Annotated in this window: 25 protein-coding genes and 1 riboswitch; of the genes, 10 read left to right on the top strand and 15 right to left on the bottom strand. The window is 72.6% G+C overall.

All coding sequences use genetic code 11. The features are described from left to right. Nucleotides 1-27: 27 nt before the first annotated feature. Nucleotides 28-903 carry an SDR family NAD(P)-dependent oxidoreductase gene (locus tag ACZ5NJ_RS04840; protein ID WP_468762788.1) on the bottom strand — a complete coding sequence of 292 codons (876 nt, stop codon included), beginning with the start codon at nt 901-903 and terminating at the stop codon, nt 28-30. A gap of 102 nt (nt 904-1,005) precedes the next feature. Between ACZ5NJ_RS04840 and ACZ5NJ_RS04835 the strand changes: the two genes are divergently transcribed. Then, nucleotides 1,006-1,620, top strand: coding sequence for a CGNR zinc finger domain-containing protein (locus ACZ5NJ_RS04835; RefSeq protein WP_468762786.1), 615 nt, complete (start codon nt 1,006-1,008; stop codon nt 1,618-1,620). A gap of 31 nt (nt 1,621-1,651) precedes the next feature. Here the strand turns inward: ACZ5NJ_RS04835 and ACZ5NJ_RS04830 are convergent, their stop codons facing one another. Continuing rightward, a complete protein-coding gene (locus tag ACZ5NJ_RS04830) occupies nt 1,652-2,842 on the bottom strand; it encodes an amidohydrolase (protein ID WP_468762783.1) in 1,191 nt (396 codons plus the stop codon). A 206-nt stretch (nt 2,843-3,048) separates the two neighbouring features. Between ACZ5NJ_RS04830 and ACZ5NJ_RS04825 the strand changes: the two genes are divergently transcribed. The 3 genes from ACZ5NJ_RS04825 to ACZ5NJ_RS04815 all read left to right on the top strand — a co-directional run bounded on the left by ACZ5NJ_RS04825 (nt 3,049) and on the right by ACZ5NJ_RS04815 (nt 4,506). Continuing rightward, nucleotides 3,049-3,561 carry a DUF1203 domain-containing protein gene (locus tag ACZ5NJ_RS04825; RefSeq protein WP_468762781.1) on the top strand — a complete coding sequence of 171 codons (513 nt, stop codon included), beginning with the start codon at nt 3,049-3,051 and terminating at the stop codon, nt 3,559-3,561. 61 nt (nt 3,562-3,622) lie between these two features. Next, on the top strand, nt 3,623-4,090 hold the full coding sequence (locus ACZ5NJ_RS04820; RefSeq protein ID WP_468762779.1) for a MarR family winged helix-turn-helix transcriptional regulator: 468 nt from the start codon (nt 3,623-3,625) through the stop codon (nt 4,088-4,090). Continuing rightward, nucleotides 4,087-4,506: an SRPBCC family protein gene (locus ACZ5NJ_RS04815; protein WP_468762777.1), complete on the top strand. Its 420-nt coding sequence runs from the start codon at nt 4,087-4,089 to the stop codon at nt 4,504-4,506. Before ACZ5NJ_RS04820 ends, ACZ5NJ_RS04815 begins: the two co-directional genes overlap by 4 nt. Nucleotides 4,507-4,519: 13 nt before the next feature. Here ACZ5NJ_RS04815 and ACZ5NJ_RS04810 read toward each other — a convergent pair whose 3' ends face one another. After that, complete coding sequence (locus tag ACZ5NJ_RS04810) at nt 4,520-5,011, bottom strand: EF-hand domain-containing protein (protein ID WP_468762775.1); 492 nt, start codon at nt 5,009-5,011, stop codon at nt 4,520-4,522. Between the two features lie 213 nt (nt 5,012-5,224). Beyond that, a riboswitch (cobalamin riboswitch) is annotated at nt 5,225-5,454 on the top strand. 122 nt (nt 5,455-5,576) lie between these two features. Here ACZ5NJ_RS04810 and ACZ5NJ_RS04805 point away from each other — a divergent pair. Then, nucleotides 5,577-6,005 carry an acyl-CoA thioesterase gene (locus ACZ5NJ_RS04805; RefSeq protein WP_468762773.1) on the top strand — a complete coding sequence of 143 codons (429 nt, stop codon included), beginning with the start codon at nt 5,577-5,579 and terminating at the stop codon, nt 6,003-6,005. A 9-nt stretch (nt 6,006-6,014) separates the two neighbouring features. Here the strand turns inward: ACZ5NJ_RS04805 and ACZ5NJ_RS04800 are convergent, their stop codons facing one another. Then, a complete protein-coding gene (locus ACZ5NJ_RS04800; RefSeq protein WP_468762771.1) occupies nt 6,015-6,854 on the bottom strand; it encodes a helix-turn-helix transcriptional regulator in 840 nt (279 codons plus the stop codon). A gap of 126 nt (nt 6,855-6,980) precedes the next feature. On the opposite strand from ACZ5NJ_RS04800, the gene ACZ5NJ_RS04795 reads away from it, so the two are divergent. Beyond that, entirely contained in the window at nt 6,981-7,721 is a 741-nt protein-coding gene (locus ACZ5NJ_RS04795) for an SDR family oxidoreductase (protein ID WP_468762768.1), read from the top strand. Nucleotides 7,722-7,760: 39 nt separating this feature from the next. On the opposite strand, the gene ACZ5NJ_RS04790 is transcribed toward ACZ5NJ_RS04795, so the two are convergent. The 3 genes from ACZ5NJ_RS04790 to ACZ5NJ_RS04780 form a co-directional block, all read right to left on the bottom strand. Further along, nucleotides 7,761-10,319 carry an FG-GAP-like repeat-containing protein gene (locus tag ACZ5NJ_RS04790; protein ID WP_468762766.1) on the bottom strand — a complete coding sequence of 853 codons (2,559 nt, stop codon included), beginning with the start codon at nt 10,317-10,319 and terminating at the stop codon, nt 7,761-7,763. Between the two features lie 105 nt (nt 10,320-10,424). After that, entirely contained in the window at nt 10,425-11,522 is a 1,098-nt protein-coding gene (locus ACZ5NJ_RS04785; protein ID WP_468762764.1) for an FG-GAP-like repeat-containing protein, read from the bottom strand. A gap of 113 nt (nt 11,523-11,635) precedes the next feature. Next, nucleotides 11,636-13,066 carry a C40 family peptidase gene (locus ACZ5NJ_RS04780; RefSeq protein ID WP_468762762.1) on the bottom strand — a complete coding sequence of 477 codons (1,431 nt, stop codon included), beginning with the start codon at nt 13,064-13,066 and terminating at the stop codon, nt 11,636-11,638. Between the two features lie 629 nt (nt 13,067-13,695). Between ACZ5NJ_RS04780 and ACZ5NJ_RS04775 the strand changes: the two genes are divergently transcribed. Then, complete coding sequence (locus tag ACZ5NJ_RS04775; protein WP_468762760.1) at nt 13,696-14,763, top strand: hypothetical protein; 1,068 nt, start codon at nt 13,696-13,698, stop codon at nt 14,761-14,763. A gap of 58 nt (nt 14,764-14,821) precedes the next feature. On the opposite strand, the gene ACZ5NJ_RS04770 is transcribed toward ACZ5NJ_RS04775, so the two are convergent. The 4 genes from ACZ5NJ_RS04770 to ACZ5NJ_RS04755 all read right to left on the bottom strand — a co-directional run bounded on the left by ACZ5NJ_RS04770 (nt 14,822) and on the right by ACZ5NJ_RS04755 (nt 17,395). After that, complete coding sequence (locus ACZ5NJ_RS04770) at nt 14,822-15,037, bottom strand: DUF4287 domain-containing protein (RefSeq protein ID WP_468762758.1); 216 nt, start codon at nt 15,035-15,037, stop codon at nt 14,822-14,824. Nucleotides 15,038-15,107: 70 nt separating this feature from the next. Further along, complete coding sequence (locus tag ACZ5NJ_RS04765; RefSeq protein ID WP_468762756.1) at nt 15,108-15,776, bottom strand: DUF998 domain-containing protein; 669 nt, start codon at nt 15,774-15,776, stop codon at nt 15,108-15,110. A 118-nt stretch (nt 15,777-15,894) separates the two neighbouring features. Beyond that, a complete protein-coding gene (locus ACZ5NJ_RS04760) occupies nt 15,895-16,338 on the bottom strand; it encodes a hypothetical protein (protein WP_468762754.1) in 444 nt (147 codons plus the stop codon). A gap of 46 nt (nt 16,339-16,384) precedes the next feature. Beyond that, nucleotides 16,385-17,395, bottom strand: a complete 1,011-nt coding sequence (locus tag ACZ5NJ_RS04755) for an alpha/beta hydrolase (RefSeq protein ID WP_468762752.1) — start codon at nt 17,393-17,395, stop codon at nt 16,385-16,387. A 338-nt stretch (nt 17,396-17,733) separates the two neighbouring features. On the opposite strand from ACZ5NJ_RS04755, the gene ACZ5NJ_RS04750 reads away from it, so the two are divergent. Next, on the top strand, nt 17,734-18,579 hold the full coding sequence (locus tag ACZ5NJ_RS04750) for a hypothetical protein (RefSeq protein ID WP_468762750.1): 846 nt from the start codon (nt 17,734-17,736) through the stop codon (nt 18,577-18,579). A gap of 196 nt (nt 18,580-18,775) precedes the next feature. Then, nucleotides 18,776-19,624, top strand: a complete 849-nt coding sequence (locus ACZ5NJ_RS04745; RefSeq protein WP_468762748.1) for a helix-turn-helix domain-containing protein — start codon at nt 18,776-18,778, stop codon at nt 19,622-19,624. Nucleotides 19,625-19,847: 223 nt separating this feature from the next. On the opposite strand, the gene ACZ5NJ_RS04740 is transcribed toward ACZ5NJ_RS04745, so the two are convergent. From ACZ5NJ_RS04740 to ACZ5NJ_RS04730, 3 genes are all read right to left on the bottom strand, one after another. Further along, complete coding sequence (locus tag ACZ5NJ_RS04740) at nt 19,848-20,666, bottom strand: TIGR03943 family putative permease subunit (protein WP_468762746.1); 819 nt, start codon at nt 20,664-20,666, stop codon at nt 19,848-19,850. Next, the gene (locus ACZ5NJ_RS04735) at nt 20,663-21,712 is read right to left on the bottom strand and encodes a permease (RefSeq protein ID WP_468762744.1); all 1,050 of its coding nucleotides are present in this window, start codon (nt 21,710-21,712) and stop codon (nt 20,663-20,665) included. Before ACZ5NJ_RS04735 ends, ACZ5NJ_RS04740 begins: the two co-directional genes overlap by 4 nt. 106 nt (nt 21,713-21,818) lie before the next feature. Then, nucleotides 21,819-22,775 (bottom strand): helix-turn-helix transcriptional regulator, encoded by a 957-nt coding sequence (locus ACZ5NJ_RS04730; protein WP_468762742.1) that lies wholly within the window; start codon nt 22,773-22,775, stop codon nt 21,819-21,821. Between the two features lie 196 nt (nt 22,776-22,971). On the opposite strand from ACZ5NJ_RS04730, the gene ACZ5NJ_RS04725 reads away from it, so the two are divergent. Then, nucleotides 22,972-23,385: an ATP-binding protein gene (locus ACZ5NJ_RS04725; RefSeq protein ID WP_468762740.1), complete on the top strand. Its 414-nt coding sequence runs from the start codon at nt 22,972-22,974 to the stop codon at nt 23,383-23,385. Here the strand turns inward: ACZ5NJ_RS04725 and ACZ5NJ_RS04720 are convergent. Further along, complete coding sequence (locus ACZ5NJ_RS04720) at nt 23,363-25,843, bottom strand: SpoIIE family protein phosphatase (protein WP_468762738.1); 2,481 nt, start codon at nt 25,841-25,843, stop codon at nt 23,363-23,365. The two genes, ACZ5NJ_RS04725 and ACZ5NJ_RS04720, sit on opposite strands and share 23 nt — an antisense overlap. Between the last annotated feature and the right edge of the window lie 28 nt (nt 25,844-25,871).

Raw genomic sequence — 25,871 nt, 5'->3', positions numbered from 1 at the left:
GGTCACCGGCCCCGAGGTCACCGGGTCTCACCTCCCGGCGGGGTGCGCGGCCTCCTGCCCGTCGACCGCGTCGGTCACGTGCTGCCAGGCGTCGAGGCCGGCGATGCGTGCCTCCAGGGCGGCGCGCATGCCGGTGGCGCTGGAGGTGCCGAGGGCCAGGCGCAGGGGAGGGTGGGGGCTGTCGACCGCGGCCCGGATGCCCGCGGCGATCCGCTCCGCGGTGGAGAACGCGGACGCCGGCAGCTCCGCGATGCCCTTCTGGACCTCGCGGACGGTCCCGTCGTAGTCGCCCAGCCCGGCTGCGACGTCGAGGTTGGCGAGGAAGGGGGTCGCGGTCATCCCGGGCTGGATGAGCGTGACCTTGACGCCGAGCGGTGCGACCTCGGCCGCGAGCGCGTCCGACAGGCCCTCGACCGCGTACTTCGTGGCGGCCAGCAGACCCACGCCCGGGTGGGCGGTCTGCCCGTAGACGGACGAGCCCTGGAGGATGTGCCCGGACCGCTGGGCGCGGAGCACCGGCAGCGTGGCGCGGAGGACGTTGAGCACTCCGAAGACGTTGGTGTCGAACACGGCGCGGGCCTGCGCGTCGGATGCCTCCTCGACGGCTCCGAACAGTCCGTAGCCCGCGTTGTTGGCGACGACGTCGATACGGCCGAACCGCGCGAGCGTGCCGTCCACCGCGTCACGGACGGCCCGCTCGTCGCGTACGTCCGCCTGGATGAGGAGCAGGCGTTCGCCGTGCGCTCCGGCCAGTTCGTCCAGGGGGGAGGTGTCGCGGGCGAGGGCCGAGACGGTGTCGCCGTTCTCCAGTGCCTGGAGCGTGAGTGCGCGGCCGATGCCGGACGTGGCGCCGGTGATCAGCCATGTGCGGTGGGGGGACTGGGAGTTGGATGCCTTCTTCATGTTGCGACCGTAAGGCGTTAGCTCGCAACGAGTCAACCCGGATCGAGATGTCGGTTGCCCACTAGTCGGATTAGTGCGGTCGCTCTGAGGTATCGTGGGGTGATGATCACTGCGGCATCCGGATCCCCCAGACCCAGCCCGCGCACCGTCACGCCGACGGTGGAGGCCGTTCTCGCGTTCGTGAACACGCGCGCGGACGGATCGGGCCGCCGGGAGTTGTTCGAGGACGGGAACGCGTTCGCGGCATGGCTGGCGGAGCGCGAGGAGTTCGGCGGCGACACCGTGGTGACCGACGCCGACGCCGCCGTCGCACGGGAGCTGCGCGATGCCCTGGTGACCCTGCTGCTCGCCCACTCGGGCGATGAGGAGAGCCTCGGTGAGCCGCTGCTGCGCGCCGAGCGGCACCTGCGCCGCGTGGGGGCGCTCTACCCCCTGGCGCCGGTGGTCACGGCCGGCGGTGTGGAGCTGGCCTCGCCACAGACGGGGGTGCCGCGGGTGTTCGGAACCGTACTGGCCGCGGTGACGACGTTCGCGCAGAGCGGCGACTGGGGGCGCATCAAGGCCTGCCGGAACCCCCCGTGCCACTTCGGTTTCCTCGACCGCACCCGCAACGGTGCGGGGCTGTACTGCAGTACGGGCTGCGGCTCCCAGGTGTCCATGCGCAAGCACCGCCGACGGCAGCGCGACAGCAGCGACGCGCCGCCGTCGGAGACGTAGGACCCAAGAGCCGAGACGGGCCCCTCCGGGATCAGGTGCCCGTCGCCGCCTGATGTCGCAGCTGGGCCCAGGCCGTCTCCTGCAACGCGGCGTCCCTCAGCACGTCCGCCGCCGTGCAGGCCAGCGCCCGCGTCGAGGCGAGCATCGCCCGCCGCCCTCGCGCGGAGGCCGCGGCGCGCGCGAAGCCGGCCGTGTGGTCGGAGCCCGGTTCGTCCATGATGGCCACGAACGGGTGGATGGCCGGAACGCGGTGGCTCACGTCACCGATGTCCGACGATCCGAGGTACACACCGGGCGCCGGACTGCCGACCTCGATTCCGGCCCGCCGGATGTGGTGGGCGAACCGGTCGGACAGCGCCCGGTTGTTGCGGAAGTGCCGGTATCCGGCGCCGACCGGGGTGACCTCGGCCGTGGTGCGTGTCGCCGTGGCGATCCCCCGGGCGCACGAGGCGAGTTCCGCCGCCAGCTCGTCGAGCGCGCCCGTCGTGGCCCCGCGCAGCCCGAACAGCCCCTCGGCGTACGCGGGCACCACGTTGGTGGCTTCGCCCCCGTGCGTCACGATGCCCTGGAGGTGCGAGCCGGGCGGGAGCCGCCTGCTCAGTACGGCGGTGGTGTTGAACAGCTGGATCAGGGCGGCGAGCGCGTCGATGCCCTCCGTCGGGTTGCCGGTGGGGTGGGCGGCGCGGCCGTGGAAGCCGACCCGGACCTGGCGCTGCGCGGTCAACGGCGCCCACGCCCAGCTGTGCACCCCGGGGTGGAACATGAGAGCGGCGTCCACGCCGTCGAAGACCCCGGCCGAGGCCAGCGCCACCTTGCCGCCGCCGCGCTCCTCGGCCGGTGTGCCCACGGCGAGCACCGTGCCCGGTGCGTCACCGAGCGCCGCCCGCACCGCGGCCGCCGCGCCCAGCCCGGCGGCCGCGATCAGGTTGTGCCCGCACGCGTGCCCCAGGCCGGGCAGGGCGTCGTACTCCATGAGCAGGGCCACCCGAGGCCCTTCGCCGCTGCCGGAGCGGGCGACGAACGCGGTCGGCAGTCCGGCCGTGCCCCGTTCGACGGCGAAGCCCTCCTGTTCGAGCTCGGCGCTCAGCAGGGCGCAGGCCCGATGCTCCGCGTAGGAGGGCTCGGGGTCGCGGTGCAGGGCGCAACCGATGTCCCAGAGCCTGCCGGCGCGCGAGGCCACCTCGTCCTCGATCCGGGCGTACGGGCCTTCAGGGGGCGACACGTGTCCTCCCATGTCAGGGGGTGGCGTCCGGCCTGTGGGGTTCGGCCTGTGGCGTTCGGGATTCCGGCCGCGAACGCTCCTGCTCGTGCCGCGCGTGCCCCGGGGCGCTCCGCACAAACCCGGACGGGGAGTGGCATGCCCGTGCGATCGAGCTCGTGGTCGGATTCCGGCCAGCGTCCGCGGACCACGTCGCGCAGGCTGGGCGCATGACCACACTGACCTACCGCCCGTTGGCCATCGCCCCCCACGTCCTCCAGGAGCTCCGCGACCACGACGACGCCGGTGTCGTCCCTCGCCCCTATGCCCTTGACGCGGCAGGAGCACCGTTGCGCTGCTGTCTGCGCCGGAGCCGCGCCGATGAGCGGATCTCGCTGGTGTCGTACGCTCCGCTGCGCAGGTGGGCGGCGGAGGTGGGCTGCGACCCGGGAGCCTATGACGAGACCGGCCCCGTCTTCGTCCACTCCGGCCGCTGTGAGGGCCCGGATCCGGTCTCCGGCCATGCGTTCGCCGAGACCGGAGCGCTGCGCGCCTTCCGCCGCTACGACACTGCGGGCCACATCACCGGTGGCGCGATCGTGCGGTTGCCGGACGATCCCGCCCAGTCGCAGGCGGCCGTGGACCAGGCCCTGCGCACGGCCTTCGCCTCCCCGGACGTCGCCCTCGTCCACGTACGGGCGGTGGAGTACGGCTGCTTCCTGTACGAGGTGCGCAGGCCCTGACCGGAGAGTGCCTGGCATTCGTTGTCTTGACAACAGTTGTCTCGACAATGATGCTGGGAGGGTGACAGCATCAAGCAGCGGTCTTCGCGACCACCTCGGGTACTGGCTGCGCCGGCTCTCCGACGAGGTCCACGGCCGCTTCGAGAAACAACTCGCGGAACACGGGGTGACCGTCTCCCAGTGGGCGGTCCTCATCACCGTCCACCGTGACGACGCCAGCACCACCCGGGAGGTGGCCCGCTACGTCGGCATCGACGCCGGCGCGGTCTCCCGCCTGGTCGACCGGCTGATCGCCAAGGGGCTGATGTCCCGCGAGAGCGACCCCGGATCCCGGCGCATCATGCGGCTCACCCTCACCGAGGCCGGCCGCGACCTCACACCGCGCCTGGCGGAGATCGCCGATCTCAACGACGCCCACTTCTTCGCCCACCTCGACCCGGCCCGGCGCCTCCTGCTGGAGGACTGGATCCGCGGTCTGGTCGGCGACGTCCCACCCGACCCCCCTGCCCCCGGAAAGGCCCCGCCATGAACACCCCCCACGCCACCGCCCGCTCGGTGACCAAGACCGTCGGCATCGACCGTCCCGCCGCGGAGGTCTTCGCCTACCTCCGCGACCCCGCGAACTGGCCCGCCTGGGCCGTCGTCAACGTCAAGGCCATCGAACCCACCGACGACCCCGACTGGTGGCTGATGGCCACCCCGCACGGGCCCGCCCGGCTCCGCATCCGCGCCAACGCCGCATTCGGTCTCCTCGACCACGACTACGTGGAGGAGCAGGCGTCCTGGCAGGTCCCGGCCCGCGTCGTCGCCAACGGCACCGGAGCGGAGTTCATGATGACCTTCTTCCAGCCGCCCGCCTTCACCGATGCCTACTTCGACGCGCAGACGGCCCTCGTGGACACCGAACTGGCCACGCTCAAAAGCATCCTGGAAAGTGCGGCGTGACACCGGGCGGGGTTCAGCGCACGGTGTCGGGCACAGGGCGGCCGGTGCCGTACGAGGCGGCCATGGGCGACGTACCGGTGGTGACGAACGCCTTGATCCCCGCCAGGTAGGAGTCCCGGTCGATCAGCCCGTCACGGTCGACGTCCAGGCCGTCGAAGGCCGCCGCGGCGTCGGACTCGGCGTTTCCGGCCGCCGTGCGCATGCGGGTGAACTCCGCACGGTCCAGGCGCCCGTCGCCGTCGGCGTCCGCGATGTCGAACAGGGAGCCCAGCGCGGGCCGGCAGGAGCGCTCGAACGCGTCATGCCCCACCCACGCGCGGTACTCCTCGAAGGTCACCCGGCCGTCGTGGTCACCGTCCATGTCCGCGAAGACCGCCTCGTGCGCCGCCCGCGACGCCACGACGACCGGGTGCGAGGTGTCGCGGCCCATGGCCGACGCCACCCGCTCCACCCGTCCGAGGTACTCGTCATGGGTCACCACACCGTCACCATCGACATCCAGCATGGCGAAGATGCGGTGCCGCGGAGAATCGGACACGGACTGGGACACGGGGCCTCCCGGCTGCCTTGGACGCACGACGACGCTCGCTCTGAGCACTGTCAGCGACCTTAGAAGCAGCGCACCGGAGGCGAATCGATACGCCGGAACCTCATCCCCTCCCCCGGCCCGCACATCACCCGTTCGCACCACACCGGCAGCCCGGGGAAGGAGACCGCGTAAGGTGAGGGCGCAGCTGGTTCGCCCCCCGTCAACTCCGTGGCGTGGTGCGTCGTAAGAGGGAACCCGGTGGGAATCCGGGACTGCCCCGCAGCGGTGAGCGGGAACGACCGCCGTCATACGCACTGGGACCGGAGCCGGTCCTGGGAAGCGACGGCCAGTAGGTGCCCGCCGGGAGACCGGCAGGCGTGTCCGCGAGTCCGAAGACCTGCCCGCTGCCCGTGCGCGACGAGCGCGTACGGAGACCCGAGGGCCTCGTGGGCGGGCCGGCGGCAGCGGGCACAGCGTGCCCGCCGCTCCTTCGCGCCCCGAACGCCGTCGGGTCGAGCCACGACTCGCGAAGGAGAGTTCCGTGACCACGGACATCACCGCAGGCTCCCGCGCCCACAAGGCGCCCGCCGACTCCCGGGTGACCCTCGCCCACATCATGAGCGAGCACGACACCAACCTCTACGGCACCATCCACGGAGGCGTCGTCATGAAGCTCATCGACGACGCGGCCGCGGCCTCGGCCGGCCGCCATGCCGACGGGCCGGCCGTGACGGTCTCCGTGGACCGCATGACCTTCCTCGCCCCGGCCCGCGCCGGGGACCTCCTCACCGTCCACGCCCTCCTCGAACGCGCCGGCCGCACCTCGATGACGGTGGGCGTACGCGTCACCGCCGAACGCTGGAACGCCACCACCACTCCCGCGACCGACGTGGCCACGGCCCGCCTGACCTTCGTCGCCATAGACGCCGAGGGGCGGCCGCGACCGGTCCCCGGTCTGCTGGAGGCGTAGGCGGCGACGTCAGTACCTCGCGGCGGCGGGTGTCGGTGTGGCGTGTACGGAGCCGAGCAGGCGCAGGGCCTGTGCGCTGGGGCTGCCGGGCTCCGCCTGGTAGACGACGAGCTGCTGGCCCGGGGCGGCCCGTACGTCGAAGGCGTGGTAGGTGAGGTGCAGGGCGCCGACGTCGGGGTGGAGGAAGTGCTTGGCCGCGCGGGTCTTGGCGCGGACGGTGTGGGTGCTCCACAGGCGGGCGAAGTCCGCGCTGCGTGCGCGCAGTCCGTCGACGAGGACGCGCAGCCGGGGGTGTGCGGGATGCAGGCCTTCGGCTTCGCGGAGGTGGCCGACGACGGCTTCGGCCGTGTGGTCCCACCGGGGGTGGAAGGGGCGGCTCGCCGGGTCGAGGAAGACCATCGTGGCGAGGTTGTCCGCCGGGTCGAAGGGGGCGTAGAGGGCTTCGGCGAGGGCGTTGGCGGCGAGGACGTCGAGGGTCGGGGCGATGACGAAGGCGGGGGTGTCGGGGTAGCCGTCGATCAGCGTCCGCAGGGCGGGGTCGGCCCGGGGCATGTCGGTGCGGTGGGGGCGGGCCGGGCTCGTGCCGGCCAGCCGGTGCAGGTGGGCGGCGGTGTCGGCGTCGAGGAGCAGGGCGCGGCCGAGGGCGTCCACGACGGGGGGCGAGGGGTGGCGTTCGCGGCCTTGTTCCAGGCGGGTGTAGTAGTCGGCGTTCACGCCGGCCAGGACGGCCACCTCCTCGCGCCGTAGCCCCGGTACCCGGCGCAGGCCGTGGCTCGCCATGCCGACCTCGTCCGGTCGGACGGAGGCGCGGCGTGCGCGCAGGAACTCACCCAGGTGGTTGCCGGTCATGACCTGAAGGTTAGGGCGCCGGCCGCGGGCGGTGCCTGGGTGTGCCGCACCCAGGCGGGGTGCGGCCTGGTGGCTGCGCGGCGCCCGGCGCAGAGTCGGTGCCCTGCCGAGAAAGAGGGAGCCGGGATGTTGAGTACCCACATGGCCAAGGTCGTCGCCGTCACCGGGGCGAGCAGCGGGATCGGTGAGGCGACCGCCCGCCGGCTCGCCGCCGACGGCCACCGCGTGTTCCTCGGAGCACGCCGCACCGAGCGTCTCCAGCGGATCGCCCGGGAGATCACCGCCAGCGGCGGCACGGCGGAGGCCCGCCGGCTGGACGTCACCGACCTCGCCGATGTGCAGGGGTTCGTCCGGGCCGCCCGCGAGCGCTACGGGCGGGTGGACGTGCTGGTCAACAACGCGGGCGTCATGCCGCTCTCGCCGCTGGAGGAGCTACGGACGCGGGAGTGGGACCGGATGATCGACGTGAACGTGCGGGGCGTCCTGCACGGGATCGCCGCCGTGCTCCCCGGGATGCGCGCCCAGGGCGGCGGGCACGTCGTCAACGTCGCGTCCGTCGGAGCGTACGAGGTCGTGCCCACCGCCGCCGTCTACTGCGCCACCAAGTACGCCGTCCGCGCGATCAGCGAGGGTCTGCGCAAGGAGTCCGCCGGCGACGTCCGGGTGACGGTGGTCTCCCCCGGGGTGACCGTGTCCGAACTCGCCGACCACCTCACGGATCCGGCCGCCCGGGAGGCGATGCGCAGCTACCGCTCGGTCGCGCTGCCGGCCGGCGCCATCGCGGACGCCATCGCCTACGCCGTCTCCCAGCCGCCCGAGGTCGACGTCAACGAGATCGTGGTCCGTCCCTCCGCGAGCACCCAGTGAGCGGCGGAGCCGGCCCGTGCTCCCGGGGCGCGCGGCCTCCTACCAGCCCCCGGTGAGGTCGCGGGCGGAGGCGAAGGTGCCATCGCCCCGGCCCGCCCAGGCCTTCAGGGTTCCGGTGGTGTCGTCTCGGGCGATGAGGCCCGCGTGGCCGTCCTTGGTGAGGGCTCCGGCGGTGGTCTGGGAGAAGTTCCAGCCGCCGGTGACGTCCTTGGCGTTGTTGAAGTAGCCGCCCGCGTTGTGCGTCCACATCTTCAACGTGCCGGAGCCGTCCTTGGCGACGATGTCCGCCTGCCCGTCCCCGTTGAAGTCCGCCAGGACGGTCTGGGTGAAGTTCCAGCCCGAGGTGAGCTGCCGGGCGGCTCCGAAGGTGCCGTCACCGTGGCCGGCCCAGATCTTGAGGTTGCCGGAGGAGTCACGGGCGATGATGTCCGCCTTGCCGTCCCCGTCCACATCACCCACGGCGGTCTGCGTGAACTCCCACCCGGACGTGACCTGCTTCGCGGCCCCGAACGTACCGTCACCCCGGCCCAGCCACATCTTCAGGTTCCCCGAGCCGTCACGGGCCATGAGGTCGGCCTTGCCGTCGCCGTCGAAGTCGGCGGCGGTGGTCTGGGTGAAGGGACGCCAGCCGCCGGTGACGTCGGTGGGTGAGGAGAAGGTGCCGTCGCCTCGCCCGAGCCACATCTTCAGTGTGCCGGTGGCGTCGTGGCAGGCGACGAGGTCCGCGATGCCGTCGCCGTTGAAGTCGCCGGCCGTTGTCTGGGACATGGCCGGCGGGATGCCGTTGGCGCCGGCGGCGAGGGTGTCGGCGAGGTGCTTGGTACCGAGGTCGTTGAAGTGGAGGTGGTCGGCCGGGTCCACATAGGCGTCCTGGAGACGGCTGGGGACGTCGGGGTCCCGGGTGGCGAGGTCGAAGTCGGTGTAGGCGTCGATGTCATGGGTGGTGCGGATGTAGGCGTTGATGCCCTGGCGCACGTTCTCGTGGGCGTCGCTGTAGGCGCTGTTGCCGCCGAACGGGGGAAGCGTGGCGACGGTGATGCGCAGACCGCGGGCCCGGGCCTGTGCGGCGATGCGCTGGATCCCCTCCTTCAGGGCGCTGACGTCGGCGTTGCCGAGGAGGATGTCGTTGACGCCCTCGTACAGGACGACGGCGCTGGCGTTGGGCTGGGCGAAGACGTCGCGGTCGAGGCGGGTGAGGGCGCTGGGGCCGGCCTGGTCGGTGCGGTCCAGCAGGATCCGGTTGGCGGAGATACCGGCGTTGAGGACGCCGGGGGCGGAGGCGCGCCCGTTCAGGGCGGCGGCGTAGTGGTCGGGCCAGCGGTGGTTGGCGTCCTTCGTGGTGTGGGCGCCGTCGGTCTGGGAGTCTCCCAGGGCGACGACGGTCCCGGGGTTCCCGCTCGTGGCGACGTCCACGCCGCTGAGCAGGGTCCAGAAGGAGAAGGAGCCGGTGAAGGCCGTTCCGCTGGTGTCGGACGTGTGGTCGCCGCCCAGACGGCTGGTGGTGTACGAGGTGGCCAGGGCGTACGAATGGATCGGGGCCGCGGTGACGGAGTCCGGCAGGTGGACACTGACCAGGAGGTCCTGGTCGGGGGTGACGGGGAAATCGACGGGGTCGCTCACGAGTTCCCCGCCCGCCGGGATGGTGGCCTGCCCGCTGCCCCCGAAGGTCAGGGAGACCGGGGTCCGGGCGGCCACCGCTCCGGCTTGCTGCCCCGCGACGGTGACGTGGCCGAGCTTGACGGGGGCGGGCGAGAAGGTGTTGGCGAAGCGGATCCGGGCGGTACCGCCGCTGGTGTGGGGGTGGACGACCATGCGCAGCGTCTGGTCCTTCCAGTCGGGCGACTGGGGAACCGCGGGTGCCGAGCCGAAGGAGGTGGCCCAGCTCCCCGTCCAGGCCCTTCCGCCGGGTGCGGCCGGGGTGCTGCGAACGCCGAGGGAGAAGACGTGCAGCGCCGGGCCCGTGCCGGGGGTGGGGCCCGAGGTGTTCGGCAGGGTGACGGAGGCCAGGGTTTTGCCCCGGGTGAGGGGGACGGTGACCGCGTAGAGGCTGACGGGGCGGGTCTGCTGGCCCGTAGGGGAGTTGGAACGGCCCAGGGTGACGGCGGCGGCCGTCGCGTTGCCGGTGGACCAGTCGTTCGCCGAGAGGGTGTAGGCGGAGGTGCTGCCGTCGCTGTAGGTGAGGGTGCCGCTGCCGGACACGGGGCCGTGGGTCGCCGCGGCCAGAAACCCGAGGGCGTCTCCGGAGCCCGTGACGGACAGGGTCTGGCCTGCGGCGACGACATTGTCCGGCTGGCCGGGGGCTACGTCCGGCCTGGTGTAGACCGTGCCGTTGACGGTGATGTGCGCCCCTTGGGTCCACCCCGCGCTGTCGAGGGCGGTGGCGGACAGGCTGTTGCCGTATCCGTCGAAGTCCGCGGTGGACGGATTGCCGTCCGCGCTGATGGCCGTGTTGTTGAAGACCCGGTTGACGGGTGGGTACACGGCCTCGGCAGCACTCGCACTCGCGCTCGCGCTCGTCAGACCGGTGGCGGCCAGCCCCAGAACGGTGATCGTCGCTGCTGCTCGCGCCGTGGCGAGGCGGTGTTTTCTGCGGGGCATGGGGGTCCTGTCTCTCGGCTCTACGGAGGAGTTCGTCAACGGGTCGTCCGCCGCCCGGGGGTGGGCCGGGCGGCGGACGGGACGGGGTGGGGCGGGGGGCGGGGGTTACCAGCCGGAGGTGAGCTTGTTGGGGGCACCGAAGGTGGTGTCGCCGTGACCGGCCCAGATGGTCAGATCGCCGTTGGTGTCGTTACGGGCGATCAGGTCGGCCTTGCCGTTGCCGTCGAAGTCGGCGGCGGTGGTCTGGGAGAAGCTCCAGCCGCCGGTGACGTCCTTCGCGTTGTTGAAGTAGCCGCCCGCGTTGTGCGTCCACATCTTCAACGTGCCGGAGGAGTCCTTGGCGACGATGTCCGCCTGTCCGTCCCCGTTGAAGTCCGCCAGGACGGTCTGGGTGAAGTTCCAGCCCGAGGACAGCTGCTGGGCGGCTCCGAAGGTGCCGTCACCGTGGCCGGCCCAGATCTTGAGGTTGCCGGAAGAGTCCTTGGCGACGACGTCCGCCTTGCCGTCCCCGTCCACATCACCCACGGCGGTCTGCGTGAACTCCCACCCCGACGTGACCTGCTTCGCGGCTCCGAAGGTGCCGTCACCCCGACCCAGCCAGAGCTTGAGGTTCCCCGACCCGTCACGGGCCATCAGGTCGGCCTTGCCATCGCTGTTGACATCACCCGCCACGGTCTGGGTGAAGCTCCAGCCGCCGGTCACGTCCTTCGCATTGTTGAAATAGCCGCCCGCGTTGTGCGTCCACATCTTCAACGTGCCCGAGGCATCCTTGGCGACGATGTCCGCCTGCCCGTCCCCGTTGAAGTCGGCCGCCGCCGTCTGCGTGAACACCGCGGGTGGAACGTTGTCCTCGGGGTACGGGTTGGCCGTGTCGGTCGCCAGACCGGTCCCCGGTGCGCAGGTCCAGGCGTCGGGGCCCTGGGCCTTGAGGATCTTCTCGGCGATGAGGATCTGCTGCTTCTTGGTCGCGAGGTCGGGGCGGGCGGCGTACTGGGTTCCGCCGTAGTGCTGCCAGTTGTCCAGGGTTATCTGGAGGCCGCCGTACAGGCCGTTTCCGGTGTTGATGCTCCAGTTGTCGGTGCTTTCGCAGTGGGCGACCTTGTCCCATGTGCTGACCGAGGCCGCGTGGGCGGTTCCGGTGGTGAGGGCGAGACCGAGGAGGGCCATGGTTCCGGAGCGGGCGAGGCGGTGGGCGATGGGCATGACAGGGGGCCTTCCGGCTGGGTGACGAGCGGCTGTGTGCGCGGGGAGGTGGGTTGCCCGCCGCCCGGGGGTGGGCCGGGCGGCGGGCGGGGCGGGTGGGGCGGGGGCGGGGGTTACCAGCCGGAGGTGAGCTTGTTGGGGGCACCGAAGGTGGTGTCGCCGTGGCCGGCCCAGATGGTCAGGTCGCCGTTGGTGTCGTTACGGGCGATCAGGTCGGCCTTGCCGTTGCCGTCGAAGTCGGCGGCGGTGGTCTGGGAGAAGTTCCAGCCGCCGGTGACGTCCTTCGCGTTGTTGAAGTAGCCGCCCGCGTTGTGCGTCCACATCTTCAACGTGCCGGAGCCGTCCTTGGCGACGATGTCCGCCTGCCCGTCCCCGTTGAAGTCCGCCAGGACGGTCTGGGTGAAGTTCCAGCCCGAGGACAGCTGCTGGGCGGCTCCGAAGGTGCCGTCACCGTGACCGGCCCAGACCTTGAGGTTGCCGGAAGAGTCCTTGGCGACGACGTCCGCCTTGCCGTCCCCGTCCACATCACCCACGGCGGTCTGCGTGAACTCCCACCCCGACGTGACCTGCTTCGCGGCCCCGAACGTACCGTCACCCCGACCCAGCCAGAGCTTGAGGTTCCCCGACCCGTCACGGGCCATCAGGTCGGCCTTGCCATCGCTGTTGACATCACCCGCCACGGTCTGGGTGAAGTTCCAGCCGCCGGTCACGTCCTTGGCGTTGTTGAAGTAACCCCCCGCGTTGTGCGTCCACATCTTCAACGTGCCGGAGGCGTCCTTGGCGACGATGTCCGCCTGCCCGTCCCCGTTGAAGTCGGCCGCCGCCGTCTGCGTGAACACGGGAGACGGCGCGTCGCTGATGTTCTTGTAACGGAAGGGCTTGTATCCGTTGGAGGACAGGTAGCTGCGCGTGTAGTAGCTGCTGTCTTCCCGGGCGTTCGTGCCGGGGTGAGCCTCTTCGAGGATCACGGCGGTGGTGTGGCTGGAGTCCTTCCAGCCCTTGAACAGCACCACGTGACTGTTGATGTCGTCGAGCATGTCGCCGGGCTGCAGGTCGTCGAAGCCGCCCAGTTCGGTGGCGAAGTTGGGCAGCGTCCACGTGGTCTCGCCGTAGTTGTTGGCGGAGCTGGACGGCAGGCCCCACGCCATGGAGACGAAACCGGAGCAGTCCTGACGGTACTTGCCGTTGTCATCGGTGTGGTACAAGTACTCGCTGTACGGGACGCCCGCGTCGATCCAGGTCTGTGCCCTTTTGAGCACCTCGTTGCGGGTGATCTGTCCCCCCGCGGCCAGGCCCGAGGAGTCGATGCCGGGAGCGGCTATGCCGGCGGCCTTCGCGCCTGCGGCAAGCTGCTCCGCCGTCGCCGTGGCCGGGTGGGGAACGGTGGGGGTGAACGGGGTGTCGCCGACGGCGCCGACCCCGGCGGACTGCGCGGTGGCGGCCGGGGCCGCGGCGTAGGCGGCGCTGGGCAGGGCGATCGCGGCACCGGCGGCGATGGCGATGGACAGCGCGAGGAACGTGCCGCGGTGGATGGATGTGGACATGACAATACTCCAAGAGGTCTGAGGTGAGGTGGGCGACGATCAGCCGGACGTGGCTGGGTTCGAGGTCTTGAGTGGTCCGCTGTGGCGGTGCGGCGAGAGGCGCTCGCGCTCAGGCGGAGCCGCGCTGGAGTGCGGCGAAGCCTTCGGGACGGCTGCCGACGGCGAACAGGGTGGACGAGCTACGCGTCGTTGCCGGAGAGGGCGACCGCCGGCGTCGGAGCACAGGGGTCCCTCTCACGGGCCATGGCCCGCCGGGTGGAAGGGGATTTACCGCCCCGTCCGTGGGGTGCCGGGGAGGAGAGAGCCGACAGAGCCGACAGCGACGTGAACGACCGCGGCGGTCGCGGCGGAGCGGGGGCGCATCATGACGTGGTGGTCCTCTTCTCTCGGGCTGGCAGAGGGTTCCGGCTCGCGTCCCGCGGTGACGCACGGCCCCTCGGCCGGACGGGGCTTCCCGTCGATGACCACCAGCATTCCTCCGGGCCGGAGACGACGGAAGGGCCTCGGGCCGGACGGATCCGGCCCTGGACCATTCCGTCCAGCGGGCGGCACCGTGCTCCGGGCCCGTGGGGCGGGGGCCCGAAGCGTGCCTGCTGCATGGGGTCCCTTTCGGCGGGTAGGCCGGTCGCATGGGATCTTTGGGTTCACCGGTGCTGCTGGTGCTGTTCGTGGCCAGCGCGGCCGTCATCTGGGGTGCGGGGATCAAGCTGTCGGACACCACCGACGTCCTCGCCGAACGTCTCGGGCTCGGCAGTGCGCTGGGCGGTCTGATCCTGCTGGCGATCGCCACGAACCTGCCCGAGGTCGCCATCACGGTGAGTGCGTCGATGGCCGGCCAACTCGATGTGGCGGTGGGCAACATCCTCGGTGGTGTCGCCATCCAGACCGTCGTGCTGGCCGTCCTGGACGCCGCCGGGGTCCGTCCGCGTGCTCCGCTCACCCGTCTTGCCGCCAGCCTGCTGCTGGTCCTCGAAGGCGCGCTGGTGGTGGTCGTCCTCGCCGTCGTGGTCATGGGCACGCAGCTCCCGCCGGACCTGCACGCCGCCCGGCTGGCCCCGGCCTCGGTGGCGATCGCCGTCCTGTGGGTCATCGGTCTGCTCCTGCTCGACCGGGCGGGCAAGGAGGGACTGCCGTGGCGGGAGGGCGGCGACGCGCCCGGCGGCCAGCCCGAACCGCGCGGGCACTCCAAGGGCAAGAAGGAGAAGGCCGCCAGCGACAAGGGCGTCAGCACCGCCCGCGCCGCACTCGTCTTCGGGATCTCCGCGCTGGCCACCCTCGTGGCCGGCGTCGTCATCGAGCGCAGCGGCGAGGAGTTCTTCGCCCGACAGGGCCTCAGCGGCGTGCTGTTCGGTGCGACCGTGCTGGCCGCGGCCACCTCCCTGCCCGAGGTCAGCACCGGCCTGACCTCGACGAAGCTGGGCGACTACCAGCTCGCCGTCAGCGACATCTTCGGCGGGAACGCCTTCCTGCCGGTCCTGTTCCTGCTCGCCACCGTCATCTCCGGCGAGCCGGTCCTGCCGGCCGCGCACCACACCGACATCTACCTCACGGCACTCGGCATCATCCTCACGGTCGTCTACATGGCCGGGCTGATCTTCCGGCCGCGCCGCCAGTACGCCCGCATGGGCATCGACAGCATCACCGTGGTGGTCATCTACCTCATCGGCGTCGCAGGCCTTGCCACCATCGCCACCTGAGCGCCGAAGTACGCGTCGCGCCGGGCCCCGACGGGCACGGCTCGGCCGCTCGGCCCGTTCACTTGCCGCTGCCTTCGGCGAGGGTGTGGGCGACGAGGGCGTTGGCGTGGCCGTGGCCGAGGCCGTGCTCGGACTTGAGCCAGTCGACCAGCTCCATGTGCCTGGTCAGTGAGGAGGTACGGATGAGGTCCTTCCACTCGGCGATCGGACGGCCGTACTTCTTCTCGATGGAGGGGAAGTAGCTGGCAGGACCCTTCACGGCGTCAGTAGTCATGGGGTGCATCCGTTTCGTAGCGTGTTGATCTTGGTGGTGGGTTGATGATGCCGGTGTGCGCGGCGGGCCGCTAGCGGTCGGCCGGCATGGCGGCCAGGCGGGCCGTCACCGCGCTCAGCCACAGCAGGCCGAGACCGGCGCCGGCGGTGAACGCCAGGACCGAGGCGGCCGAGGCCATGAAGCCGGCGAGCACCGCCACGGGGACGGCGCGGGACGCCACCGCCCAGCCCCGCAGACCGCGGGCCGCGAGCGGACGGGCCAGGACGACGAACGCGGCGCACAGGGCGAGGTAGCCGATCGTGCCGGCGGCCATGTGGACGGTTCCGTGCGCGCTCATCACCGTCGCCTGGGACGCGCCGGCGGGGAAGCCCGCTCCGGGGTCGGCGGGGAAGGCCGCCGCCATCCAGAAGGAGACGGCGAAGACGGCGGTCAGGGCCGGCCCCCAGGTCCCGCCGGGGCCGCCGCGCAGGGCCTGCCGCAGGGCGGCCGCTCCGGCGGTCAGCAGTGCGCCGGTGAGCAGGAAACTCGCTGTCTGGATCCAGCCCGTCTCGCCGAGGGCGAGCTGGCTGATCGCGTTCCGCGTGAAGTCGAAGCCGTCCCGCGCGAGGCCCTGGGCGAGGCCGGCCGCGAGGAACAGTGGTCCCGCCGCCACACCGCCGGCCACGGTCCACCGCGCGGGGGTCCGCGACGCGGGGGCGGCCGACGGGACGTGGCGGGGCGCGGTGAGCATGCTGGTCATGTGGAGCCTTCCCTGCTTCTTGCTTCGTCGTGGTCACCTGTATGACTGACGGCGAGGAGAAGAGTCATCGCTCCCTTCGATGTGTGCCGCATCACACTCCGGCCGGGGCGCGGGACGCTCAATCCGCCGTCCGTGAAGCGGTCGCTTCGATGCCTGATGCCCGCAGCTTCCGGGCCAGGAGCTCCATCTCGGGCAGGGTGCCCGCATACTGCCCGGTCAGAACCTGCTCCAGCACGGCCCGGACGCCGCCCAGACCGACGCCGAGTTCCGCCCGGAGCACCCGCATGACGGCGGCGTTCCTCGCCCCCGGCAGGGCTATCCGCAGCCTTGCCGGCCCGTGTTCGGAGAGCAGCCGGTCACGCAGTTCCTCCGGTAGGGCGCCGCCGCAGACGGCCAGGGCGAACCCGCAGGCCGGACACGTCGACTCGACATCCCACCGCAGGACCGCACCCACCAGCGCCTGAACACCGCAGCACTCTGCCGAGCCACCGCACTCCTGGCACACACCGGAGTACCTGATGGACTCGGCCACGATCGACTTCTCCACGATCCCACCCCTCAAGAGGAGAGGTTAGACGGCGGGCAGAGGCGCGAGCCGCGGCGGCCCGTCAGCCGAGTCGGCGGCCGAAGAAGTCCAGCATGCGGGCCGCCGCGGCGGTCCAGTAGGGCCAGTTGTGGCCGCCCGGTAGCAGGAGCGTCTCGGTGTCCGCGCCGCGGGCCGCGAAGGCGGTGGTCAGGTCCCCGGTTCCCGGCAGGTGGTTGGCGTCCCCGGTCCCGCAGCCGAGGTGGTAGCGGGTGCGGCGGAGGCGGTCGGGGGCGGTGCGGCGGATGATGTCGGCCAGGTCGTACTCCCGGAAGCGGTCCGTCAGGCGGGCCGAGCCCTCCAGATCACGGCCGAAGGCGTGGCCGAAGAAGCGGTTCCACTCCTTCGTCGGGATCGCGCGGTAGCCCTCGTCGGTGAAGTGCGCCGTGCTCAGTCCGGCGGCGGCGCCGAACAGGCCCGGGTACCGCAGGGCGTACATCAGTGCGCCGTAGCCGCCCATGGAGAGCCCGGCGATGGCCCTCTTCTCCGGCCGGCCGCCCAGTCCATGGGCGTGTTCGACGGCTGGGACGAACTCCGCGATGAACATGTCCTCGTAGCGCAGGGTGTCGCCGCCGCCGGATCCGGCGGCGGCGATGTCGTTGACGTAGAACGTCTCGTCCTGGCCGCCGCCCGGCCGGCCGGGGTCGCGCCGGGCGTCGGGCATGGCGAGAGCGCAAACCGGGATCCGGCCCGCCGCGACGGCCTGTTCGAGGGTCGCCACGATGCCGCCCTTGACGGCCCAGTCGGTGTGGCTCCCGCTCGCGCCGTGCAGGAGGAAGAGGACCGGGATCCCGGAGCCCGCGCGGGCGGGCAGGTAGAGGCTGTACGGGACGTCCCGCCCGAGCAGCCTGCTGCGTACGGTCAGGTCCGTGCGGAGCGAGCCGGCCCCGGAGGCGGACAGAGCCGGGGTTGTGGGGGAGGCCGCCGGTCCCGGTGCCCCGGGGCCGCCCCGCAGGAGGACGGCGGCGGAGACGACGGCGGCGACCGATCCGCCGACCCCGGCCGTGAGCAGGGAACGGCGCGCGGGACGTTTCATCATGGCTTCCTCAGCGTCGGCACCGGAGGTTCGTCTCGGCCGTGCGGGCGGCGGTGTTTCCGGCCGCTCCCGGGCGCGCGTTCCGTCGCGTACGGGCGCCCACCGGCCCGCACACATGACACGCCCGGTATCGGCACCGAGGCGAGCAGCCACGCCGGAGGACCCGGCTTGGGGGTGATGGACTGCTCCGACCGCGATGCCGCCGCGGTCGTGGTGGCCGGCCTGGGCGGGCCCGTCCTGCCGACCGGCGATGATGGGCGCGCAGGGGCCGGGCAGTGGGTCCGGCGGGTTCTCGGGGGTGGGCAGTGATCGAGGTCGGGCAGTGGGGCGCGTTCAGCGTGAACAGTGTCGGCGTGGAGCGGCGGCCCTTCCCGTTGAGCTTCAGCGTCTGCGAGGCCGGGAGCGAGGCCGGGGCCGGGGGGCTGTGGCGGGTGAGCGCCGGTGCTGCCCAGGCGGGCGAGCTGGTGGACCTGCTCGTGGCCGTGGCGAGCGGCGCGGTGGCGGTGGTGTCGCTGGAGAGCAACTCCTATCTGGATGAGCACTGGCAATCCCTGCGGCCCTCGCTGATCGCGGCCGACCTCGGCGTGCCGTGCACGGTCCACGCCCTCGGATCCTGGGCGTCCGGCACGAACGGACTCGCGGAGGAGTTCCTGGTCGTGGAGCGGGAGTTCTTGCCCCGTTTCCTGGACGGGACCTGGTCGCCGTACGAGCTGGCGCTGATCGACGTGCCTGTCGATGTGACCGCGGAGCAGCTGGACGAGTTCGCCCTCGTGCTCGGCACGACCGACTTCGACGAGCCGCTCCTGAGCCGCCTGGGAGCCTCTCGGGTGTGGTTCTCGGGCCACGACGACTGTTACGTGGCGTTGGAGACGCGGGACCCCGCCCTGCCGGGCGCGGTCCTGGCGCGGCTGCTGACCCTGCTGGCGGGCTCCGCCCTCGCCGGACGCGCGCAGGAACCCCTCGCGCGCGTTCCCGAGCCCGGACCCCGGCTGGCCGAGCGGCTGATCGCCACCGCACCGCACTGGATCGGAGCCCTGGGCGAGGTCACCGAGGACCTGGTCGCCGTCAACCTGGCCGCCCTGCCGGACCCGTGGCGGCTCGGCGTCCCCTTCCCGCCGCACGCCGACCTCACCGCGACCCTCGACGTACGCCGTGGCTCCTGGCGGATCGCGGCCGCGCGGTAGCCCGAGCAGCCGGCCGACGGGCGGCGCGTTCGTTCGCCCTTGGGCCGTGACTCCCGCCGGCCCTGCCCCTATGGCGTTCCGACGCGCGCTGTATATCGTGGACGACGAGTCTTCGGCTGAGGGGAAACGGTCCCGTCGGGCCGGTCCCGGGCGGAGGGGATGTCTCGTGGACCGTGGGGTCGGGCGTGGTGGCGGAGTGGATCGTGGGGTCACGGTCTCCGGCACCGGAGGGCTGCGGCGGGTCACCCGTCCCCTGCACCCCGCGCTACGGCCCTACCTGTGCGGCCGGATCGGTTACTCCCACCTGGCCCCGCCCTACGAGGTCCGGATGGTTCCGACCGGCCGCGTCATCCTGAACCTCAGCCTCGCCGAGCCGTTCAGTCAGATCCGCCGCCTCGGCGTGCCGGGCTCGGGTACCGGCCGGGTCGGTTCGGTGGTGGTCGGCATGGAGGACCGGCCGGCGTGGTGTACCCATCCCGGTGGCCGGCAGGAGGTGATCCGCCTGGAGTTCACCCCGCTCGGCGCCTACCGGCTGCTCGCCCTGCCCCTGCGCGAGTTGACCAACCTCGTGGTCGAGCTGGATGACGTCCTGGGCCCCGAGGCCGGTGTGTGGGTGGAGCGTCTGGTGGCCGCCCGTGGCTGGGCCGCCAGGTTCGACCTGCTCGACGCCGTACTGCTGGCCCGGCTCGGGCGCGGCCCGGAGCCCGCTCCCGAGGTCGAACGCGCGTGGTGTCTGCTCACCGGCTCGGCCGGGGCGGTCCCGATCGCCCGACTCGCCGACGAGGTGGGATGGAGCCGCAGCTACCTGGTGCGCCGGTTCACCGAACAGGTCGGCCTCACGCCGAAGACCTCGGCGCGGGTCCTCCGGTTCCGCCGTGCCGCTCGGCTGCTCGCCCGCGGTCCCGCGGACCTCGCCGGAATCGCCGCCGGCTGCGGTTTCTACGACCAGGCCCACCTCACCCGGGAGTTCCGAGCCCTCGCCGGTCTCACCCCCGGCCGGATGGCGACGGCCGCCCGCCCGGTGGACGAGGCGCTCGCGCTCTAGGGGGTGTCCGCAAAGTAGCGTCGTCCGCCCGCAGGGCGGGCCCCGCGGCGTCCGGTGCGTGCTCTCGGTGCGCCGGGCGCGAGACCTCGTACTGGACGTACTCGGTCTTGCGCCCGGTGCGGCGAGAGTGCGTGCCGGGCGTCGCGGGGCAGGCGGGACTTTGCGGACACCCTCTAGGGGGTTCCTTCCGGGGCGGACCGATGCGGCGGCTGCCGGGCGGGGGTCAGCCGTCCGTGGGCGGGGCGTCGAGGTAGGGGTTGCGTGGTGGGGGGACCGGCTTGAGGACTTCGACCGTCATGGTCGGGACGGGGTTCTCGACGGTGGCGTGTCCGTCCCGCAGGACGCCGGTCACCTCGGCCCAGGTGTCGTCGGCGGGTGCTTTCACGCCGCGCATCTCCACGTGCAGGGTGCGTGCGTCGGCCGCGCAGCAGCTGAGCTTGAGGCGGTTGAGGTACCAGGTGTCGGGGCTCTTGCCGGCGGAGACGAACCCGAGGAGCCGGACCTCGCGGCCGTCCAGGGTCTTCGGCGCGTGCACGGAGCGTCCGATGAACTCCTCCAGGGCCAGCGGCGTGGTCGGCGCGTTGCCCAGATCCCCGTAGGCGCTCTGCTCGCTGCCGCCGGACGCGGCTCCGTCCCGCGAAGCGGTGTACGAGCCGAGCGCGGGCGGGGCGATGAACATCAGGGTGAGGGCGGGGGCGGCGAGGAGCCAGGCGACGTGCCTGCCGGCGCCCTGTCCGTGGTCGTGGCCATGGTCGTGGTCGTGGCCGTGGCCGTGGCCGTCGTGCTGTTCCGTGGGGGTGCCGGTCGGCTCCCGGAGGCGGTGGATCAGTTCGGCGCCCAGGCCCGCGAAACCCAGGGCGAGCAGCAGGAGTCCGGAGGTGACGAGGTAGGGCCGCAGTCCTTCCTTCACGTACCGGAGGTACACGTCGCTGCGCACGGTGGTGTGGAGCAGGCCGGTACCGGTCACCACCAGCAGGAAGGGCCGGCCGAGACCGCTCAGGAGGCGGGTGCGGTCCGCGCGGGCGGGAGGTCGTCCGGTCACAGGAGCACTCCTGCGACGAGAACGGCGCACAGGATCGCCACGACGAACGTGGCGGCGCAGAAGCGCACGGCGAACGCCCGCCCGAAGGCCCCCGACTGCAGGGCGATGAGCTTCATGTCGACCATCGGGCCCACCACCATGAAGGCGAGGCGGGCGGTGGGCGAGAAGCCGGTGAAGGACGAGGCGACGAACGCGTCCGCCTCCGAGCACACCGACAGGAGTACCGCGAGTGCCGCCGCGACGAGCACGCCCAGCCAGGGAGAGCCGGAGAAGGTCTCCAGGACGGACGGCGGTACGAGGACGTTGAAGGTCGCCGCGGCCATGGCGCCGACCACCAGGAAGCCGCCCGCCTGGAGGAAGTCGTGCTCCAGCCCCCGCCGGAAGGTCTCCAGCCGGCCCGCGCCGGGCGCGTGCCGGGTGTGCGCGGCCGGCAGCCGCAGCCACTCCTCGCGCCCCCACCGGATCCAGAGCCACCCCATGACGACCGAGGTGACGAGCGAGGCGCCGAACCGCGCGGCCACCATCTCCGGCCTGCCCGGGAACGCGATCGCGGTGGCGACGAGCACCACCGGGTTGACGGCGGGCGCGGCGAGCAGGAACGTCAGGGCCGCGGCCGGGGCCACGCCCCGGCGCATCAGGCTGCCCGCGACCGGGACGGACGCGCACTCACAGCCCGGGAGCACCACTCCGGCGGCACCGGCCACCGGAACGGCGAGAACGGGGTTGCGCGGCAGGATCCTGGAGAAGGCACGGTCGGGGACGAACGCGCCGATGGCCGCCGAGACGATCGTGCCGAGGACCAGGAACGGCACGCCCTGCATGACGATGGCCACCAGCAGCGTGCGCCACGCCCCCAACGCCGCCAGTCCGAACCGTCGCTCCAGCCACGGTCCGCTGAGTACCGCGACCACAGCGGCCCCGACCAGGGCCGCACCGGTCGCGGCGGCCCTCGCCCGGCGCCGCTCCGCGTCCGCCTCGCCGCCCTGGGGGCCGGAGGGACGGGGTGGCGGAGGTTTCGTCGCCGTGCTCGCCGAGCCCTCACCCACGCTGTGCCCCTCGCTCTTCCTCCACCGTGGCGGCGGAACGTGCCCAGCCCGCCCGGGGCGGCCCGGCACGAGCGGGCACACACTAGCCGACGACAATCGTATTCATCTAGCGGCCGCGGAGGGTGGCCGAGGGTGAGACCCCGTACGCCGACCGGTGGAGGGCGGCGAATCGGCTCGCGTGTGCGAAACCCCATCGCAGGGCGACGGCCGTGACGGTCGTCGTGCCCGGGTCCGCCCGGACGAGCTCGTCGTGTGCGTGGGCGAGGCGGACGCGGCGGAGGTAGGCGAGTGGGGTGGTCGCGGCGTGGCGTTCGAAGGCGTACTGGACGGCGCGGGGTGTGACGGGGATCGAGGCGGCGATGTCGGCGAGGCCGATGTCGCGGTCGGCGTTGTTCTCGATGAAGGCCATGGCCCGGCGCAGGGTGTCGGAGTGGGCGTCGTTGCTGTCGGCCGGGACGGGGTCGGGCAGGATCCGGTTGGGGAAGACGTGCAGGACGGTCGCGGCGGCCAGGCGGGCGGCCTCACCGACGACGAGGCCGGTGAGGGGGACGGTGGCCAGGGTGGCGCGGATGTAGGCGGCGGTGGCCGCCCACAGGCGGGCGTCCGCGGCACGGATGGGGGTGAAGCCGGTGAAGGCCGGCCGGCCCGGAGGACGCCCGTCCCGCGCGGCGGCCACGGTGTGGAGGACGGCCGGGTCGAGGCTGATCGCGAAGATGCCGAGGTCCCGGGACTCGGCCCGGTAGGGCCGCCCCGGCGGGGTCAGGGCGATGCCCTCGCCCCGCAGACGGGTGTCGACTCCGGCCATCTCCATCCGCCAGGAGCCGGCCGAAGGCATCGTGACGACCAGCGCGTCCAGCGGGTCGACGTCGTACGTCCAGGTGCCCGGGACGGTCAGCTCGTCGCAGGCCAGGGGGCCCGCGGTGACCCGCTCGTGGCGCAGGGGGCGGTCGGGCAGGGCGCCGTGCGCGCGCAGGCTCGTACCGTAGGCCCGCTCGGTGTATTCCCAGGTCTCCTCGCTGCCGCCGGACACGAACCGGGACCGCACCGCCTCCACTCGTTCCACGCCCGCTCACCCCGATCGCGACCCGTCCCGATACTCATGACGCTACCCCTTCTGCCCACTGGAAGGCGTGGTCACCGGCTGGAGGGGAGGGTGCCGCCCCTACCCGTGCCGGTTGATCGGAGTTAGCCTGGCCCGTGGTCCGGTGCCGGCTTCCGGCCGTCGCTTGCCGGACGAAGGGGAGGGGAAAGCGCGGAAGATGGAACAGCCGACTCTGTCGTCCCGGATTCTGCCGGACTCCCCTGACGCGGGTCTCACCTGCGCGGAGGCGCGGGAAGCCACCCGCCGCGCCCTGGCCGGTTCGACGCCGTCGGCGGCTGACGTGGACGCCGTGTTGACCGTGGTGAGCGAGCTGGTGGCCAACGCCGCCCTCCATGCCGGTGGCGCGACCGCCCTGCGGATCACGTCCCGGCCGGACACCGTGACCATCGAGGTGTCCGACCGCTCGCGGTCCCTGCCCGAGGTCCGGCCCTGGACGCCGGAGCAGCCCGGCGGCTTCGGGTGGCGGCTGGTCAACCAGCTGGCCTCCACCCACGTGCACGTCCACCCCGACGGCAAGACGGTGACGGCCGTTCTCACCGCCGAGGGGGTCAGCGGACCTCGATTCCGATGAGACAGGTGTCGTCGTCGGTGTCGGAGGCGCTGTACGTCAGGACGCTGTCCAGGCGTTTCTCCAGGGTGTCCGCGGGCCGCGAGGCCACGGCGAGGAGCTGGGCCAGGGAGTCGGTGACGGCGATGTCCCTGCGCTCCACGAGCCCGTCGGTGTACATGAGGAGGATGTCGCCGGCTTCGAGCTGGACCTCTTGTTCGGTGTAGGTGGTGTCGGAGAGTGCTCCCAGCAGCAGTCCGGTGGTGAGGGGGAAGGATTCGGACCGGGCGCCCCTGACCAGGACCGGCGGGAGGTGGCCGGCGCGGGCCCAGGTGAGGGTGCGGGTCCGGGGGTCGAAGAGCGCGCAGACGGCGGTGGCGGTCAGGTCGCTCGTGAGGTGGAAGGCGAGGCTGTTGAGCCAGGCCAGCAGCTGTGCCGGGCCGGCGCCGGTGACGGCGAGGCCGCGCAGGGCGTTGCGCAGGGTGACCATGCCGGTGGCGGCGTTGACTCCGTGTCCGGCGACGTCGCCGACGCTGAGGAGGACCTTGCCGCCGGGGAGGACGACGGAGTCGTACCAGTCGCCGCCGACGAGCGACTCGGATTCGGCCGGCCGGTAGCGTACGGCGATCCGGATGCCGGGCACCTCCAGGGGGGCCGGCGCGGGCGGCATGATGGCGTGTTGCAGCTGGAGGGCGAGCCGGCTGCTCTCGGCGGCTTCCGCCTCGGTGTCGGCGAGCTGGTCGCGGGTGGCGGCCAGGGCGACCTCGGTCCAGTGCTGGGAGGAGACGTCCTGGCAGGCGCCGCGCACCGAGTAGAGGCGGCCCTGGCCGTCGAGTACGGGTTCGGCCACCAGGCGGATGTGGCGTGTGATGCCGTCGGGCCGCTGGAGGCGGAAATCCACGGAGGATTCGCGGTGGCGGTGCAGGAGTATGCGCAGGAAGCGGCCGATGGCGTTGACGTCGTGGGGGTGGGCGTGGGCGGCGAGGTCTTCGAGGGGAACGGGGCTGGCGGTCATCGGCAGTCCGAACAGGGCGAACAGCTGCTCGTTCCAGCTGATTTCCCCGCTGTGCACGATCTGTTCGAAGCCGCCGACCCGGCCGAGTCGCTGGGCGTGTTGCAGCAGGTTGGCCAGGCGTGCCTTTTCGTCCTCGATCTTCCAGATGAGCAGGAGGGCGGTGCCGTGCCGGCTGATGCGGACGTCGGCGACGGTGGTGAGGGGGACCTCTCCGACGAAGGTCGTCAGGGTGGTGCGCGCGGCCTGGCAGGCCTCGCCGGTGGCGTAGACGCGCTCCAGTTTGTCGAGGAGGCCGCCGCTTTCGGCTGCCGCCGGGTAGATCTCGAGGAAGTGGCGTCCGGTGACCATCGAGCGGGGCCGGCCGGCCGGGTCGAGGAAGCTGTCGTTGGTGTGGTGGATGCGGAAGTCCGCGAGACGGCCCTGGCCGTCGAGGAGGGGCGCGAGGACGAGGACGGGGTCGTCCATGTGGTGGGCGAGGTCGGTGAGCTCCGCCAGGGCGACGTGCTGCCCGGCGCCGGCCGGGTCGGGGGCGGGGTACGGGGAGTGTTCTTCGAGGGTGTGGGCGCACAGTTCGGCCAGGGCTTCCAGCTGGCGGATGACCGGTGCGGGCTGCGGGGCCAGTGGCTCGGGCCAGCCGATCTCCAGGACGCCGTGGATGCGTCCGCCGGTGCCGGCGGGGATGACGACGCGGCCGCCGTGCGGGTGCTGGCGCCGCCCGATGGTCGGGAGGCTGACCTGGGAGAGGCTGGTGACGACGGAGAGCTCGCGGTGGGTGAGGGCGAGCCGGGCGCAGGTGGCCACCTCGGGCGGGACGTAGTGCCAGCGGGCGGCGTCCTCGGTGGTGAAGCCCGCCTGGCCGGCGAGGGTGAGGGAGGCGTCGGCGGCGGCGACCCAGATGGCGACGCCGTGGGCGCCCAGGGGGGCGAGGGCGTTGTCGAGGAGGGCCGTGGCGACGGCCTGGGTGTCGCCGGCCGACAGGACGCGGCTCTCGGTGGTCCGCAGCCGGACCGCCGACGTGGCCGGCGTGGAGGTCTCCTCGCCGGCGGCGGTGGCGAGGAAGGTCTGCGCGACCTCGCTGACGCGGTCCCGGGCGGCCTGGTTGACGACGTCGACGGCGAGGGCGAGCAGGGTGGTGCCGGATTGTTCGGCGAGCTTGGCGAGCTGCCGTGACGCCTCGGCGGGCCCGCAGCCGAGGCGCCCGACGAGGACGCCCTTGGCCAGCTCCACCAGGGCACGGCCGTCGGCGTCCGACTGGGCTCGCAGCGCTTCCTCCCGCAGCCGCTCCACGGTCGCGGCGAGCCGGCCGGTCTCCGTGCCGGTGCCCGCGCTCAGGGTGCCGGACGGCGGCGCCGCGGGGGTGGTGGGCGGGGGCTGCGCGCCGGCGGCGGGTGCGGGGCCGGCCGCCGTGGGGGACGCACCGCCGGAGCGGAGCGCGGGGGCCGCGTGGTCGTCAGGAGTGGTGTTCACCGTGCGTCGATTCCTCCGGAAGGGGGTG

The sequence above is a fragment of the Streptomyces sp. NPDC032091 genome (assembly GCF_055580265.1).
Note: the sequence above shows the minus strand (reverse complement) of the source record. Positions and strands in the feature narration are given on the sequence as shown.